Annotated in this window: 16 protein-coding genes and 1 pseudogene; 9 read left to right on the plus strand and 8 right to left on the minus strand. The window is 64.2% G+C overall.

The window, feature by feature from the left end; genetic code table 11:
- Nucleotides 1–66: 66 nt before the first annotated feature.
- The 6 genes from speB to CH290_RS30390 all read left to right on the plus strand — a co-directional run bounded on the left by speB (nt 67) and on the right by CH290_RS30390 (nt 4,715).
- Nucleotides 67–1,026 (plus strand): agmatinase, encoded by a 960-nt coding sequence (gene speB, locus CH290_RS25745; protein WP_033189873.1) that lies wholly within the window; start codon nt 67–69, stop codon nt 1,024–1,026.
- 60 nt (nt 1,027–1,086) lie between these two features.
- Entirely contained in the window at nt 1,087–2,271 is a 1,185-nt protein-coding gene (locus tag CH290_RS25750) for a PucR family transcriptional regulator (protein ID WP_020111202.1), read from the plus strand.
- 176 nt (nt 2,272–2,447) lie between these two features.
- The gene (locus CH290_RS30385) at nt 2,448–2,603 is read left to right on the plus strand and encodes a hypothetical protein (RefSeq protein WP_019663477.1); all 156 of its coding nucleotides are present in this window, start codon (nt 2,448–2,450) and stop codon (nt 2,601–2,603) included.
- Nucleotides 2,600–3,670, plus strand: coding sequence for a TerC family protein (locus CH290_RS25755; RefSeq protein ID WP_020111203.1), 1,071 nt, complete (start codon nt 2,600–2,602; stop codon nt 3,668–3,670). The genes CH290_RS30385 and CH290_RS25755 overlap by 4 nt, the downstream gene beginning before the upstream one ends.
- A 60-nt stretch (nt 3,671–3,730) precedes the next feature.
- Nucleotides 3,731–4,279, plus strand: coding sequence for a Dps family protein (locus CH290_RS25760; protein WP_019663475.1), 549 nt, complete (start codon nt 3,731–3,733; stop codon nt 4,277–4,279).
- Between the two features lie 280 nt (nt 4,280–4,559).
- The gene (locus CH290_RS30390) at nt 4,560–4,715 is read left to right on the plus strand and encodes a DUF6131 family protein (protein ID WP_094653298.1); all 156 of its coding nucleotides are present in this window, start codon (nt 4,560–4,562) and stop codon (nt 4,713–4,715) included.
- A gap of 64 nt (nt 4,716–4,779) precedes the next feature.
- Here the strand turns inward: CH290_RS30390 and CH290_RS25770 are convergent, their stop codons facing one another.
- From CH290_RS25770 to CH290_RS25785, 4 genes and pseudogenes are all read right to left on the minus strand, one after another.
- Nucleotides 4,780–5,214 carry an SRPBCC family protein gene (locus CH290_RS25770; RefSeq protein ID WP_026347496.1) on the minus strand — a complete coding sequence of 145 codons (435 nt, stop codon included), beginning with the start codon at nt 5,212–5,214 and terminating at the stop codon, nt 4,780–4,782.
- 77 nt (nt 5,215–5,291) lie between these two features.
- Nucleotides 5,292–6,314, minus strand: coding sequence for an LLM class flavin-dependent oxidoreductase (locus CH290_RS25775; protein WP_033189872.1), 1,023 nt, complete (start codon nt 6,312–6,314; stop codon nt 5,292–5,294).
- Nucleotides 6,315–6,324: 10 nt separating this feature from the next.
- Entirely contained in the window at nt 6,325–7,347 is a 1,023-nt protein-coding gene (locus CH290_RS25780) for a Gfo/Idh/MocA family protein (protein ID WP_033189871.1), read from the minus strand.
- 39 nt (nt 7,348–7,386) lie between these two features.
- Nucleotides 7,387–8,102: pseudogene (locus CH290_RS25785) on the minus strand (SDR family oxidoreductase).
- Nucleotides 8,103–8,319: 217 nt separating this feature from the next.
- On the opposite strand from CH290_RS25785, the gene CH290_RS25790 reads away from it, so the two are divergent.
- On the plus strand, nt 8,320–8,904 hold the full coding sequence (locus CH290_RS25790) for a hypothetical protein (protein WP_019663469.1): 585 nt from the start codon (nt 8,320–8,322) through the stop codon (nt 8,902–8,904).
- Nucleotides 8,905–8,914: 10 nt separating this feature from the next.
- Here the strand turns inward: CH290_RS25790 and CH290_RS25795 are convergent, their stop codons facing one another.
- Together CH290_RS25795 and CH290_RS25800 are read right to left on the minus strand one after the other, a co-directional pair.
- Nucleotides 8,915–9,667 (minus strand): SIR2 family NAD-dependent protein deacylase, encoded by a 753-nt coding sequence (locus CH290_RS25795; protein ID WP_033189870.1) that lies wholly within the window; start codon nt 9,665–9,667, stop codon nt 8,915–8,917.
- A 21-nt stretch (nt 9,668–9,688) separates the two neighbouring features.
- Nucleotides 9,689–10,273, minus strand: coding sequence for a DinB family protein (locus tag CH290_RS25800; RefSeq protein ID WP_033189869.1), 585 nt, complete (start codon nt 10,271–10,273; stop codon nt 9,689–9,691).
- A gap of 257 nt (nt 10,274–10,530) precedes the next feature.
- On the opposite strand from CH290_RS25800, the gene CH290_RS25805 reads away from it, so the two are divergent.
- Nucleotides 10,531–10,860: an STAS domain-containing protein gene (locus CH290_RS25805; protein ID WP_019663466.1), complete on the plus strand. Its 330-nt coding sequence runs from the start codon at nt 10,531–10,533 to the stop codon at nt 10,858–10,860.
- A gap of 34 nt (nt 10,861–10,894) precedes the next feature.
- Entirely contained in the window at nt 10,895–11,860 is a 966-nt protein-coding gene (locus tag CH290_RS25810) for a DICT sensory domain-containing protein (RefSeq protein ID WP_230621030.1), read from the plus strand.
- 22 nt (nt 11,861–11,882) lie between these two features.
- On the opposite strand, the gene CH290_RS25815 is transcribed toward CH290_RS25810, so the two are convergent.
- Together CH290_RS25815 and CH290_RS25820 are read right to left on the minus strand one after the other, a co-directional pair.
- Entirely contained in the window at nt 11,883–13,244 is a 1,362-nt protein-coding gene (locus CH290_RS25815; RefSeq protein ID WP_170947556.1) for a lipase family protein, read from the minus strand.
- Nucleotides 13,245–13,367: 123 nt separating this feature from the next.
- Complete coding sequence (locus CH290_RS25820) at nt 13,368–14,000, minus strand: TetR/AcrR family transcriptional regulator (protein WP_020111212.1); 633 nt, start codon at nt 13,998–14,000, stop codon at nt 13,368–13,370.
- Nucleotides 14,001–14,008: the final 8 nt, after the last annotated feature.

The raw sequence follows: 14,008 nt of genomic DNA on the forward strand, positions 1-14,008 counted from the left end.
TACGGAAGTCCGGCGTCCCCGGGAAACATCCGGTGGGACGATCCGAAGTCTGGCATCGTCAGCGTCATGAGCCCCGAACGACCATCTGTCGGTCCCATCGGTCCGGTCGACGCAACCGTGGTGCCCCGGTATGCCGAGCCGACGACGTTCGCGCGGTTACCGCGGCTCGACGAGGTGTCGCGTGCCGACGTCACGATTCTCGGTGTGCCGTTCGATTCCGGCGTCAGTTATCGGCCGGGCGCTCGGTTCGGTCCCGGTCACATCCGAGCATCCTCGAAGTTGCTTCGTCCCTACAACCCCGCGTTGAAGGTCTCCCCGTTCGCAGATCGTCAGGTCGCGGATTTCGGTGACATCGGGGTCAATCCGTTCGACATCACCGAAGCCCTTGCCACCGTCGAGTCCGCGGTGACCGGACTGCGACAGGACGGTTCGTCGGTGCTGACGATCGGCGGTGACCACACGATCGCGCTGCCGATCCTGCGTTCGCTCGCGCGTGACCACGGTCCGTTGGCGGTGCTGCATTTCGACGCGCACCTGGACACGTGGGACACGTATTTCGGGGCGCCGTTCACGCATGGGACCCCGTTCCGCCGGGCCAGCGAGGAAGGCTTGATCGACCTCGAGCGCTCACAGCACATCGGGATCCGAGGGCCGCTCTACAGCGAGCAGGATCTGGAGAACGACCGCATCCTCGGTTTTCAGGTCGTTCGGTCCGACGACTACGAAACCGACGGCGTCGCGAGCATCGTCGAACGCATGCGTGCTCGCCTGGACACCGGCCCGGTCTACGTGTCCGTGGACATCGACGTGCTCGATCCTGCACACGCGCCGGGGACGGGGACACCGGAGGCGGGCGGGCTCACGTCGCGCGAGTTGCTGAACACCCTGCGCGGACTGGTCGGAGTAGACGTGGTCGGTGCGGACATCGTCGAGGTGGCACCCGCATACGACCACGCCGAGATCACCGGAATCGCCGCTGCCCACGTCGCGTACGAGCTGTTGTCGGTCCTCGCGGCGAACGCGTGATCGGATCACCCGGACGGTCGGCCCGGGCTGCGTTGCCACCTCGACCAATACGATGACCAGGTGGCACACGATCGCGCGATCCCGACGAGCCAAGACCGACGACGCAGCGTCGCCGACCTCGCGGCCGAGGATGCCGGCGGGCTGTCCACGGAGTTGCTCGGGGATTTTCTGGAGGTCCTGACCTCTGCGGTGTCCGAGGGTCGCACGTTGTCGCGTCGACAGCTGCGGACTCTGCGCACCCACGGGGACACCGCGGCGCGGCAGGGCGTCGCCCTCCGGGCACTGCTCGATCTGTACCTGTCCTCCGCCTGGCGCCTGTGGCGGGAGCTTCCTGCGATCGTCGACGCCGACCGAGACCCACAGGCCGTCGTGACGGCCGGTGAGGTGATGCTGCACGCCGTCGACGACGCGGTCGCCGAGCTCGCCGAAGGATTCCAACTCGCCAGGCGAGTGCTGGTACGTGCGGAGGAGTCGGCCCGGCGTGAATTCGTCGACGACCTGCTGTCCGGTAGCGCGGACATCGCGGGAGTGATGGGCAGGGCGGAGACGTTCGGTCTGGATCTGACCGGGCCTCATGCGGTCGTGGTCGTCGCGGCCAGTACGCCGTTCACCGACGGTGGCCGGGTCATCACCGAGGTGGAACGCGCGGTGGAAGGAAGCAAAGCGGACTCGGAGGTTCTCGTCGCGAGCAAGGAAGGCCGCCTTGTCGTGGTGTTCGCTGCCCCGGATCACGCAGCGGTGGAGTACGTCGTCGACCGTGTTCGCGAGGCCACCGAGAGGGTCGATGTCTCGGGGACATGGACCCGGCGGATCGGAGTGGGGCGGACGGGGCCCAGCGTGGCCGGTGTCGTGTCGTCGTATCGTGAAGCAGTCGATTCGCTCGACCTCGGCGCGAAGCTGGGCCTGGGCACTGTGGTGGTGGATGCACGTGACCTGCTGGTGTACCGGGTGCTGTTGGACGACAAGGCCGCAATCACGGATCTGGTGCACACGGTTCTGACTCCGTTGCTGACTGCACGTGGCGGCGCAGGCCCCTTGCTCGACACGTTGTTCGCCTTCTTCGGAACAGGCGGAAATTCTGCCTCGACAGCCCGGGCGATGCATTTGTCCGTTCGTGCCGTGACCTACCGTCTGGCCCGAGTGGCCGAACTGACCGGCCACGACGTCGGCGATCCGGCCGAACGATTCACCCTGCAGACGGCCGTGTACGGCGCCAGATTGCTCGGGTGGCCGACGGGGAGCTGAGCTCCGGGTCACGTTTGAGCCGAGTCAGCGCCTCTTGTTGCCGGGATACGGCAACCGAAATCGGTCAAACATGTCCGCGTTCGGACGATGACTGCCGCAATCGATACAGGCACACTTGAGGAGTCGCGGTCGCAAGCGGCCGCCGAGAACCTTCTATCGACAAGGAGCACCGTTTCATGGCATCACTGATTCAGAAACTGCAGGTGTTCGCCCGTAGCCCTCAGGGTAAGAAGCTCATTGCGCAAGGGCGCGCTTTCGCCACCAAACCCGAGAACCAGGCCAAGCTGAAGAGCCTCGGATCTCGATTCACCAGTAAGGACACTCGCCGATGAACGTCCCCGTATGGGCGTGGGCGGCTTTCGCAGCCGTTGTCGTCATTCTGTTGGCCATCGACCTACTTGCCCACCGCGGCGCACACATCATCGGCTTCCGGGAAGCAGCTTGGTGGAGTGCGCTCTGGGTCGGCGTCGCTCTCATCTTCGGTGGCGTCGTGTTCGCCACTCTCGGTACCACGGCAGGCGTCGAATACACGACGGCCTGGTTGTTGGAGAAGAGTTTGTCGGTGGACAACCTCTTCGTCTTCGCGCTGATCTTCGGATACTTCAAGGTCCCCCGTGAGTACCAGCACCGCGTTCTGTTCTTCGGCGTCGTCGGCGCCCTCGTGTTCCGCGGAATCTTCCTCGCCGCGGGTGTCGCGATCGTCAGCAAGTTCACCGTCGTTCTGTTCGTCTTCGCCGCCATCCTGCTGTACAGCGCATGGAAGCTGATGAAGGACGAGGAGGACTCGTACGATCCGAGCCAGTCCATCGCAGTGAGGTTGCTGCGTAAGGTCATCCCGGTTCGCGACGAGTACGACGGCACGAAGTTCTTCGTCAAGGAAGCCGGCAAGCGCGTTGCCACCCCGCTGCTCGCCGTCGTCGTCGCCATCGAGGCAGCAGACCTCGTGTTCGCGGTCGACAGTGTGCCCGCTGTTCTCGCGGTCAGTGACGACCCGTTCATCGTGTACTCGTCCAACGCGTTCGCGATCCTCGGCCTGCGCGCCCTGTACTTCCTGCTCTCGGGTCTTCTCGAGAAGTTCCACTACCTGTCCAAGGGCCTCGCGATCATCCTCGGATTCATCGGCGTCAAGCTGGTTCTGCAGGCAAGCCACAAGGTGATCAGCACGTCGATCCCCGAGATCCCGTCCATGGTGAGCCTGGTGGTCATCATCGTGGTCCTCGCAGGTTCGATAATCCTGAGCCTGAAGAATCCGCCGAAGGAGTCGGCAGATTCAGCAGATTCGATCGAGGCGGACGATCCGGCCGGCCCCGCAGGCAGCACGTCGGCGAGCCTGACCAAGGATCGGTCGACGGACCTGAAGACCGAGTCCGACCTCGGTGGAGGGTCGGAACCGAAGTAGTCTTCCCCACATACGTACCCGGGGTGTTTCGACGCGAAGCACCCCGGGTACGTGCGTTTCATGACCAATTCGAATTCCTACACAGTTCCCGGATTGAGCACCGACCAGGGCGCGCGCGTCGCTGCACTGCTGCAGGACCGCCTCAACGCCTACAACGATCTCCATCTCACCCTCAAGCACATTCACTGGAATGTCGTGGGACCCAACTTCATCTCCGTGCACGAGATGCTCGACCCTCAGGTCGAAGCGGTTCGTGGGTTCGCCGACGACGTGGCGGAGCGTATTGCGACGCTGGGTTCAGCCGCACTCGGAACGCCCGGCACCATCGTCAAGGAGCGTTCGTGGGACGACTACTCGATCGGCCGCGCAACGGCCATCGAGCACCTCGGAGCCCTCGACTTGGTCTACGTAGGCGTCATCGGTGACACTCGGAAGGCCATTGCGGAGATCGGCGAGATCGATCCCGTCACCGAGGATCTGCTGATCGGGCAGAGCGGCCAGCTCGAGCTCTTCCACTGGTTCGTTCGTGCGCACCTGGAGAACTCCGGCGGTCAGCTCTCGACCGCGGGCGCGTCGAGCGAGACCGAAGCGGCGTCGAACGCCGGCTGATATCCCGCACACTTCACGCCGCAACGCCCCGACTTCGGTCGGGGCGTTGTCGTTTCTGTCACCCGAAACCGGCACCGATCACAAAAACGGGCCATCCGGTCGGGTCGCGTCGCCACGTGAAATACGAACTCCGGAGACGGTCGCCTGTGAAATGTTCGAAACATCCGTCCCGCCCGCATATTCGGCAGGAGTTCGGGTACTCACCTCCTGTTCGACGATCAACGAACGAAGGTCGGCGGTTGTCGCACGAGCGGCACCGAACTCGAAAGAAGGTAAGACAGTGATCGTCCTGGGAATCATCCTCGCGCTGATCGGCATTTTCGCCAAGATCAGCATTCTGACCACGATCGGCATCATCCTTGTCGTCGTCGGAGCAGTCCTGACCATTCTCGGTGCCACCGGCCGCGCAGTCGGTGGGCGCAAGACCTTCTATTGATTCTCACTCCCACTCACACGTGCGGGGCCCGAACCGAATCGGTTCGGGCCCCGTTCGTCTGTCTTCACAGCCCTTCGAGGGTGCGCGTCATGGCGTCGACGGTCTTGTCGCCGATACGTTCGAAGATCAGCTTGAACACCGGGTCCGACAGTTTCGCGAGTCCGTTGAACGTGATGGTTGCGACGTAGGTGATTCGAGTGGAGTCGTCGCCCGCGTCCTCGAACGCGATGTGGTCCACTGTCGTCGCCGTCTTGTTCCTACCTTCGAACTCGACGACGTCCTGCCTGTCCTCGACCAACCGGTACGTCAATTCGGTGCTGATCCCGGCGAGCTTGGATTCGTTGTGCCATTCGGTACCGACACCGATCGGTCCCGGTGTCGATCGGACACACCGTTGCGTGCCCGGGTCCCATGCTTCCGCGTGTGCGAAATCCCGAAGGTAGTCGACGACGACCTTGCGTGGGCGCCGGACGGTGAATGTGCGTTCCACGTGAACCATGGTGTTGTCCTCCAATGCCGAAAGCGTGACTTTCGGCTACCCACGCTCACGGCATCCCACACGCTGTGTCGGCAGGTTCAGCCGTGTGACGGTTGCCATCCCAGTTCGGGACCGAGAACCGCTGCCATGTCGGTCAGAATCTGCACGTAATCCGAGTGATCGAAGCTGAACGGTAGTGCGAACGCCACTTCGTCCACCTCGCGGAAGGCCGCGTTGTCGTACAACCGGTCGGCGATCTCACGCGAGGTTCCGACCAGGTCGGCTGCGAACATCATCCTCGCCGGCCCCTGCGGGGTTGCCGTGCGTGCCCGTCTGGACTCCGCGTACGCACGGTACTTCTCCACTTGGTCGGTGGACGCAGAATCGGTCGGGATCACCACGAGTCCTTGTGACACACGCGCCGCGCTCTTCTGCGGGTGATGCTCGCGGAACGTCGTGATGTGCGATTGCTGGATCTCGTCGAAGTTCTCCGACTCCTCGGCTTTCACCACACTGCTGACGAGCAGGTTCATTCCTGTCTCGCCTGCCCACCGAGCAGATCGAAGACTGGCGCCCCCGTACCACATTCGGTCCCGCAGGCCTGGCGAATGGGGTTGAACACGGTCGGAGAACTGCTCGATCCCGACCGTGCCACTCCAGTTCGACGCGGGCTGACCGGAAACCAGCGACAGAAGGCGGTTCACTCTGGCGTAGCTGAAATCCTCGACGTCGGCGGTGTCCGGATACAGCGCGTTCTTCACTCGGTCGAATTGCATGGGTGGTCCGACACTGACACCCGGGTTGATACGACCGCCGGAGAGCACGTCGACCGTCGCGAGGTCCTCGGCGAGTCGAAGCGGGTTCTCCCACCCGAGTGGAGTCACCGCCGTTCCCAGCTCGATTCTGCTGGTGCGCTGCGACGCCGCAGCCATGATCGCGATCGGGGACGAGATCCCGTACTGCAGGTGGCGGTGACGCAGCCACGCGCTGTCGAATCCCAGTTGCTCGCCGAGTTCGATGATCTGCAGTGTCGATTCGTGGCCGAGCGCGGGGTTGTGCTCGTCGAACAATCCGATCGTCAGAAATCCGAGTTTTCGCAGTTCGACCGAGCGTGCAGGCATGAGAAAAAGCCTACAACCGGATGACCTCACCTGTTTCCGCGGCGCGGCGTGCGGCGTCGAGCACCTCGAGAGTGTGGATGACCTCGGACGCAGGGACCGGTTGCGGGCCCTCGCCGCGCACAGCGGCGGCGAAGTCGCGGTAGTAGTTCTTGTAACTCCCCTGCGCGGACGGAACCTTCTCTGCACCCGCGTCCGTATGCAGTGTGCCCCAGCGCTCTTCGAGCTCGTAGCCGAACGTGTCCGGCTCGTCCACCGGGCGACGGCCGGCGAAGACGGCCTGCGCCTGGACGTCGGTTCCGTCGGAGTAGTAACTGCCGTCCGTTCCGTACACCCGAAGCTGGCGCGCCTGGAAGTGGTTGACCTTGGTGGCGGACAGGGTCGAGTGAACACCGCTCTCGTGGTCGAGATCGACGACGAACGCGCTGTCGGTTCGATCGTCGCCCTCGCCGGCCCAATCCATGCGCGCGTACACGCTGGTGGCGCGACCGAACAACCACAGCGCCTGATCGACCAGGTGGGCTCCCAGGTCTCGCAGCAGTCCACCGGTCGGTCCGAGTTCGAGCGTGGCGGGTTCGTCGAGATCGAACCTCGACTCCACTCGCCAGATCCGGCCGAGCTTGCCGCTGTCGATCACGCCGCGCAGAGTCAGGATGTCGGCGTCCCACCGCCGGTTCTGGAAAACACTGAGAAGTACTCCGGCGTCGGCCGCGGCATCCACGAGGTCCTGTCCGCCCCGGGGGTCGGGCGCAAAAGGTTTGTCGGCAATGACGTGCACACCGCGCGCGACGGCCTCGAGAACCAGCTCCCGACGCGTCTCGGGTGGGGTCGTGATGGTGACGGCGTCCACGCCCGCATCGATGAGTTCGGTCAGGCTGCCGTACACCGGCGTGCCCGGCGCATCGAGTTCGACCTGAGCCGCACGTTCGGGAGAACGCGTGACGATGCCGACGAGTTCGACCCCTTCTGCCGCTTGTACGAACGGCACGTGAAAGTACCGCCCCCCGACGCCGTATCCGACAACTCCCAGACGCATGAGATCTCCTTTTGTTAGGACAACCGTACACATTACGCGTCAGCGAAGTGCGTAACCACCGTCGGGATACAACGTGGAGCCTGTCGTGTACCCACTGGTGAGGAGGTAGACGACGGCATCGGCAACCTCGGATTCCACCCCGACCCGCCCCAGTGTGGTCGCGGACGCGAACTGTTCGAACGCGGGGATGCGGACGTCGTCGGGTCTGCTCCGCCACAGATGTCCGTCGATCGTTCCCGGCGACACCGAGTTCACTCGAATGGGCGCGAGCTCTACCGCCAATCCCCTACCGAGGCCGTGGCAGCATTGGCCGCGACGTACGCAGGAGCCGCTCCCGGTGGCCTGACACTGGCAGCACCGGCCATCAACACTATCGATGCGTCACTGGTCAGCGTGTTCACCGCAGCTTTGACCACGCGGTACTGACCCCAGAATTTGGATTCGAACGCCGACGCCGCGTCCGCTTCCGACAGCTCGCGAAGCGAACCCGTCACATAGGTCGCGGCAGTGGTGAACAAACCGTGCACCGAGTCGAGCTCGGCGAAGAAGTCCTCCACCGATGCGGGTGACGACGTGTCGACCACTTGCCACCTCGCGCGTTCGCCCAGTGCGTCCGCCGCCTTCTCGAGGGTCGACGATGTACGGCCGCCGAGGACGACCGATCCGCCTGCCCCGACGACTTTCTCGGCCACCGCATAGCCGATTCCGGTTGCGCCACCGATCAACACGACCGTTCTACCCGCCAGGTCACTCACGTCGCCATCTCTCCTCGTGTTCTTCGACTGCACCGAACCTGTTTTCGACACAGCACGATCGGAGGTCTAACAGAGCAGGCGATCGAAGGGGAGGGCTGAACTCGAGTTGATTTTTATGTCTGGGCCTTGCGACGGTTGTTCCAGGCGATATCTACTCTGCGGTCCCAAAGTATGTGTTTCAATCGACTCGCGGTATCGATCGGAGGGGTGGAACACGATGACCAGTGCGCTGACATCGTCCGAGGTGCACTACGAGTGGGCCGTCGACGCGATGGAATCACTCGCCGTCAAGGGCATCGTCAAGGTCGTGATCGCGTTCGCGACACTTGCCATGGCAGTTGTGGTCACGCTGGAAATGGTGTTCGGCTACGGCGCAACGACACCCATCCCCTCCGCAGTCCAGTGGATATCGATGATGACGGCCTATGCGATGGGGCTGTTCTGGCTGTTCGGCCCGTGGCCAACGCTGAACCAGGCATTCGCGTTCGTGACGATTGCCAACATCGCCATCTTCTCCGCGACGATCGTTGCCGACTTTCCGCCGGAGATCACCCTCGGAAAGACAGCGTTCTTCATCGAGATTGGGATGTTCGTCGGATTCTTCTTCGAGAAGTGGATGCTCGCCGCGCACATTCTGTTGTGCGTTGCCGCCACCACCTTCATCGCCGTGTACGTCGTCGCCTACAAGGACGTGGCGGTCTTGATGTCCTTTGTCGTCTGGTCTCCCGTGGTGGTCTCCATCGGCGGCTTCGTACTTCTACTGCACTTCGCAGCGCGATCGATGCGGCTCGAATTCGAGTGAGCCCACCAGCTCAGTCGAGCGCCGCGACCAACGCAGGCAGGCCGAGTGCCGCCGTCGTGCGTAGGCGGTGGTCGGCCATGTCGGAAATCTCGGTTTCCACCGGATTGATCTCGACGACGACGGCACCCGTGCTGCGAGCCATCGCTGGCAGGCCGGCGAACGGAAACACGACACCGGACGTGCCGACGACGAGCACGAGGTCCGCGTGTTCCACCGCGGAGACCGCTGCCGTCCACTGATCCTGAGGGAGCGGTTCTCCGAACCAGACCGCCCCCGGCCTCATCGGCCCGCCGCAGAACGGGCACTCGGGAGGTACGACGCGTTCGATCTCCTCGTCGACCACGTCCGCTTCCGGCTGCGAGTGCACTCCACACTCCGAGCACCGGGGATCGAACAGACTTCCGTGTACGTGAGCGATCACGTGCGAGCCCGCTCGCTCGTGCAGGTCGTCCACGTTCTGCGTGGCAATGTCGAGATGTGTGCGTTGTTGCCATTCCGCCAGGGCCAGGTGCCCCGCATTGGGCGCGGACCGCCGGACCAGTTCGGCCCGCCAGCGGTACCACCCCCACACGAGGTCGCTGTCACGCGCCCAGCCCTCGGGGCTGGCGAGATCGGCGGGATCGAACTGCGACCACAGGCCGGTGTGGGCGTCACGGAACGTCGCGATTCCCGACTCCGCCGACATTCCTGCGCCCGTCAGAACAGCGACACGGGTTGCCGTGCGCGCGAGATCGATCACTGCACCGGAAAGCTCCGCGTTCACGCGAGCCAGTCTCGCACGAGATCAGGACTGGAACCGACGTGCGTGCTCCTCGACGCGTGCGCGGTGATCGGCCCAGAACGCAGTTTCGTCCGACGGCATGTTCTCGTTGCCGAGCGTGAGGCCGACCGATCCGTCGATCAACTCTCGAAGGATGTCGGCGTGCCCCGCATGTCGGTCCATGTCCGCGATGACGTGTACGACGATGCGGTGCAAGGTCACGGTGGCCCGTTCACGAGGCCAATGCGGGACCACGCCGGTGGCGTCGAGCGGAAGCTCGGCGATGGTGCGGTCCGAGTGTTCCCAGATCTGTCGGTACAGCCCGACGATGTACTCCGTGGATTCGTCGGCCTTGGCCCACAGGTCTGCGTGCGGGTCCTCGCCCTCCTCTGCCCACGGCACCGCTTCGTGGAAGGGCCGGTCGAACGTCCAGCCGAAGTATCCGAGTTCGACGACGGTGAGATGCTTGATCAGACCGAGCAGGTTGGTGCCGGTGGGTGTCATCGGACGACGCATGTCGTACTCGGACAAGCCGTCCAGTTTCCAGAGGAGTGCAGTGCGTCCTGCCTGCAGGTACCTCTGCAGATCTTCCTTGGCCGATTCCATCATGCTTCACAGCCTCGCAGACCCGTCCGACACGTGCAGCTCGTCGGGTTTCATTACCGTTTCGAGACCCGGAGACCCGAAACGGACACTACGGACTCCATCGAATTTCGTTGGGGGCCAGGACATCACCAGGAGATTCGAGGCGTCTCGTTATGTAATCGTGATGTTTGTTACGAATTCGTTATTGTTCGTGCATCCCTACGGATACCTTGTTCCGTCACGATGATTGCAGCGAACAACTATCGACTCGGGAGGAACAGATGACGCACGTTCTGCTCGACCAGGAGACCGAGGTACAGAGCTCGGCGTCGGCATCGACACTGGTCGTATCCGGTGACATCGATCTGATCACCGCACCGTCCTTCGCTCGTCGTCTGAGCGAGGCCCTCGAGCAGAATCCACACGTCGAGCTGGACATGTCCGGTGTCACGTTCTTCAGCAGCGCAGGCGTCGACGTCCTCGCGTCGGTCGACACGGCTGGGGGCCGGACGCTGACGATCACCTCCTGCCCCCTCGCGGTCGGGCGAACGCTGGACGTGCTCGGATGGCCGTCTCATCTTCGTCTCCTCGCGAGCGCATCACACGCGTGATCCTTTCGCCCCACACGAGAACAGCAGGTACACGGTGAGCTCCCCTCGGTTCGCTCCTGGCGACGTGATCCCGGTCGAGCTCGACCCGGGGCACACCACCTCTCGCTCGACGGGGGTTCTCGTAGACGCAGTCGTGATCGACCACGTCGCGTTCTCGCGCAATCCGGCATCGGTTCTCAGCACCGTCGAATCGGCGCGTGCGCAAGCGCGGCCGGTCGCGCTCGACGGTGTCGGCACGGGACCGGAGTCACTTGCCCTGCTTCCGCTGATCGAGCCGGATGTCATCATCCTCGCGCCCGAGATGACCGGTAGCGCGACCGACGTCGCCGCGGCCAGAGCACTGCACGTCCTTGCTGCCCAGGCCGAGCGCACCGGAGCTGTCGTGGTGGCACGGGGCGTGGATTCCGATCGAGACCGGGACAGAGCACTGGCGCTCGGAGCCACGTTCGGCCTGGGCGATCTCTTCCGTGCCGACGGTGGCGACGTGCGCCCGGACGCGGTGACACCACCTACGTGGAACACCCCGTCCAGCGATCACACGTCCGCGTTCGTCATCGCGTCGACCGACCAGACGACGACGGTCAGCACGAAGAAACTGCTCGTGCAGATGAGCATGCACATCGAGGCACAGGCTTCCGACGCAGGTCCGGACACATTGGTGCTGGGGACATTTCAGCATTCCCGGCACTTCACTGCGCGCACGCGGCGCAGATGGCGCACCCTCGCGGGCCGGACCGCGTACACCGGCGTCTACGGCATCGGCCTCGGAGAGCTGGCAGTGCCCGGCATCGTCGGGTCGTCTCTCGACGCCTCGGACGACCTGGTCGACGAATGGAATGTCGTGGTGCTCGGGCAGTTCTTCTGCTGCGTACTGTCGGCCCGGGACCTGCACCGAGGCGAGGACGATCCGGACCGCGAGTTCGAGTACGCCATCACGCACGACCGGGCGACGGTCGTGCGATGCGCTCGGACCGTGTTGTCACGGTCCGAGCCCCGCTGACTCTCGTGGTTCGGCCGACCGGTCAGGATCCGATCGGTTGACCGAAGAGTCCGGCAACCAGATCGCCGACGACGTCCTGCCACACCGGCCAGGTCCGTGAGTCCAGAGCCATCGAGCCGACGTCGGTGGTGCGGCAGCCCGGCTCGGCCGGCACTCCGGCGAACCGGTCGCGCAGCCACAGCAGCGCACTCGGCGCAGCAACCACTTCGAGGGTGAGGTGTTCGCTGAAGTGGTCACGCGTGTAGGTGACGCTCGCGTTCGGGTCGGCGCAGTACGTGTCGACGAGCGTGTTCACCGGCCCGACGGGTACCAGCCAGTCCGGGTTGGATTGGTACATGTACATGGGGAATCGGGGGACGGATTTGCCCATCTGTAGCTTGGCGAGCGCGCTCTGCGCTACCGGCTCGCGAAGCGGATCGCCGGGAGTGTCGAACAGCCCTTTGAGGTTCACGAACGGTGCGATGGCCGAGTTCCATCCGATGCACAGGTTCTGCTTCGCGCCGAACATCGCTTTGCCCAAGGGGTTGAGCTTCTGGTCGATGAACTGCGCGAGCTCGGGATCCTCACGGGAGACTCCGATGATGCCGGATGCCACGATTCCTGCACCGAGCGCATTGTTCGAGTTGTCGACGAGCGCACCCACATCGGCCACGATTCCGCCTTCGGCGGCCCCGACGATGTTCAGGTCGGGGGCGTAGCTTTCGTGCAGCTCGGCGGCATGACCTGTCGCGATGGATCCGCCGGAGTACCCCATCATTCCGACCTTCGTCGCGCGTCCGTCCAGCCCGAGCGGGTCGAAGTTCTCGGCGGCACGGATTCCGTCGAGTGTGATCCGCCCGGCGAGTGGGCCTGCCGCGAAGGCCGAGTTCGGCCCTTGGTGGTCGGGCACCACGACGGCCCAGCCCTGGGCCAGGGCGGCCTGGATCTCGAGGAACTGCGCTCCCCCGGTGATCGCTCCGGTCAGCGGCCAGGGAATGGAGCCTTGCTGCAGCACGTACGACGACGCACAGTAGGCACCCAGTGAGTCCTCGGCGATCTGGAAGGACAGCAGTGGCCTGCCCGGAACGTATCCACGGGGCTTGAGCACGGTGGCCACCGCCGGGATCGCTTCGTCGCGACTGTCGTTGGACCGGTACGACAGTTGCCAGGCGTCGACGTTGACCGGGAGGACACCGAGGTTGGCCACGTTCACCGGCCGAGACGCAATGATCTGGCCGGGATCGGCAGCGGAGACGATCGACTGCTCCGGCGAGTAGAACCCCGTGTCGAACTCCGGAATCGCCGGGAACGCCGGCTGCGCTACCACTGGCGGCGCGGTGGCGGTCACCGCGACGGCGACGCTCGCAGCCGCAACCACACCGAGAACCACTCTTCGAACGGACATTCAGCCTCCCCGAAAAACAAGTTAGATGTATTTGTCTAACTTCGACTCCGTGGAGACTAGATCAGAAGTGATGTGGATTACAACCACCTGATCCCGTGGCCGCTCGCAGGCTCGGCTCTTGCCCTAGTGCAGGAGCAGCGAGTCGAGGAACCCGACCATGATGTTAGTGAGGTCCTCGACATCGGGTCGCGGATCCGCCGTGCTCCATTGCTGCACGAGCGCGATGAGGGCCCCGATGAACGCCGTCGACGCCATCTCGTAACCGCCCGGCGGCACGTAATCCTCACCCACCGCCGACCGGACGGTCAGCGCGAAGAACTCGCGCCACACCGCGCGCTCGGCCAACCGATGCTCGTCCATGCGACGACTGACGCCGACACTGTCCACGAACGAGATACGGGCCCTGCGTGGATCTTTGCCGATCGACTCGACGTACGCCCCCATCGCCGCCGTAGCAAGCTCGTGCGTGTCGGAGGTCGTACACCGCGCGACCGCCTGCGTCGTTGCTGCCTTGGCGTCCGCCTGGATCGAGTCGTACAGCGCGATGAGCGCGTCCTCTCGGCTCGCGAACTCGTCGTAGAACTGCCTGCGCGCCAACCCGGCCGAACGACACAGGTCCGCAACGGAACTAGCTGTGTATCCCTTCTCGGAGAACACGTCGAGCGCGGCGGCGAGAAACTGCGACCGCCTCCGGGAACGACGATCCTCGACGGCGATGCCGCCATAGGTTCGATTGTCGCCGTCCGCGGTGCTCACCGGACGAG

Source organism: Rhodococcus sp. 06-156-4, from assembly GCF_002259345.1.
GTDB classification, from domain to species: Bacteria; Actinomycetota; Actinomycetes; order Mycobacteriales; family Mycobacteriaceae; genus Rhodococcoides; species Rhodococcoides fascians_E.

Coding starts and splice junctions, on each gene's coding strand:
- speB (WP_033189873.1), top strand. CDS start 67: ATGAGCCCCGAACGACCATCTGTCGGTCCCATCGGTCCGGTCGACGCA.
- CH290_RS30385 (WP_019663477.1), top strand. CDS start 2,448: ATGGCATCACTGATTCAGAAACTGCAGGTGTTCGCCCGTAGCCCTCAG.
- CH290_RS25755 (WP_020111203.1), top strand. CDS start 2,600: ATGAACGTCCCCGTATGGGCGTGGGCGGCTTTCGCAGCCGTTGTCGTC.
- CH290_RS25760 (WP_019663475.1), top strand. CDS start 3,731: ATGACCAATTCGAATTCCTACACAGTTCCCGGATTGAGCACCGACCAG.
- CH290_RS25770 (WP_026347496.1), bottom strand. CDS start 5,214: ATGGTTCACGTGGAACGCACATTCACCGTCCGGCGCCCACGCAAGGTC.
- CH290_RS25775 (WP_033189872.1), bottom strand. CDS start 6,314: ATGCCTGCACGCTCGGTCGAACTGCGAAAACTCGGATTTCTGACGATC.
- CH290_RS25780 (WP_033189871.1), bottom strand. CDS start 7,347: ATGCGTCTGGGAGTTGTCGGATACGGCGTCGGGGGGCGGTACTTTCAC.
- CH290_RS25790 (WP_019663469.1), top strand. CDS start 8,320: ATGACCAGTGCGCTGACATCGTCCGAGGTGCACTACGAGTGGGCCGTC.
- CH290_RS25800 (WP_033189869.1), bottom strand. CDS start 10,273: ATGATGGAATCGGCCAAGGAAGATCTGCAGAGGTACCTGCAGGCAGGA.
- CH290_RS25805 (WP_019663466.1), top strand. CDS start 10,531: ATGACGCACGTTCTGCTCGACCAGGAGACCGAGGTACAGAGCTCGGCG.
- CH290_RS25815 (WP_170947556.1), bottom strand. CDS start 13,244: ATGTCCGTTCGAAGAGTGGTTCTCGGTGTGGTTGCGGCTGCGAGCGTC.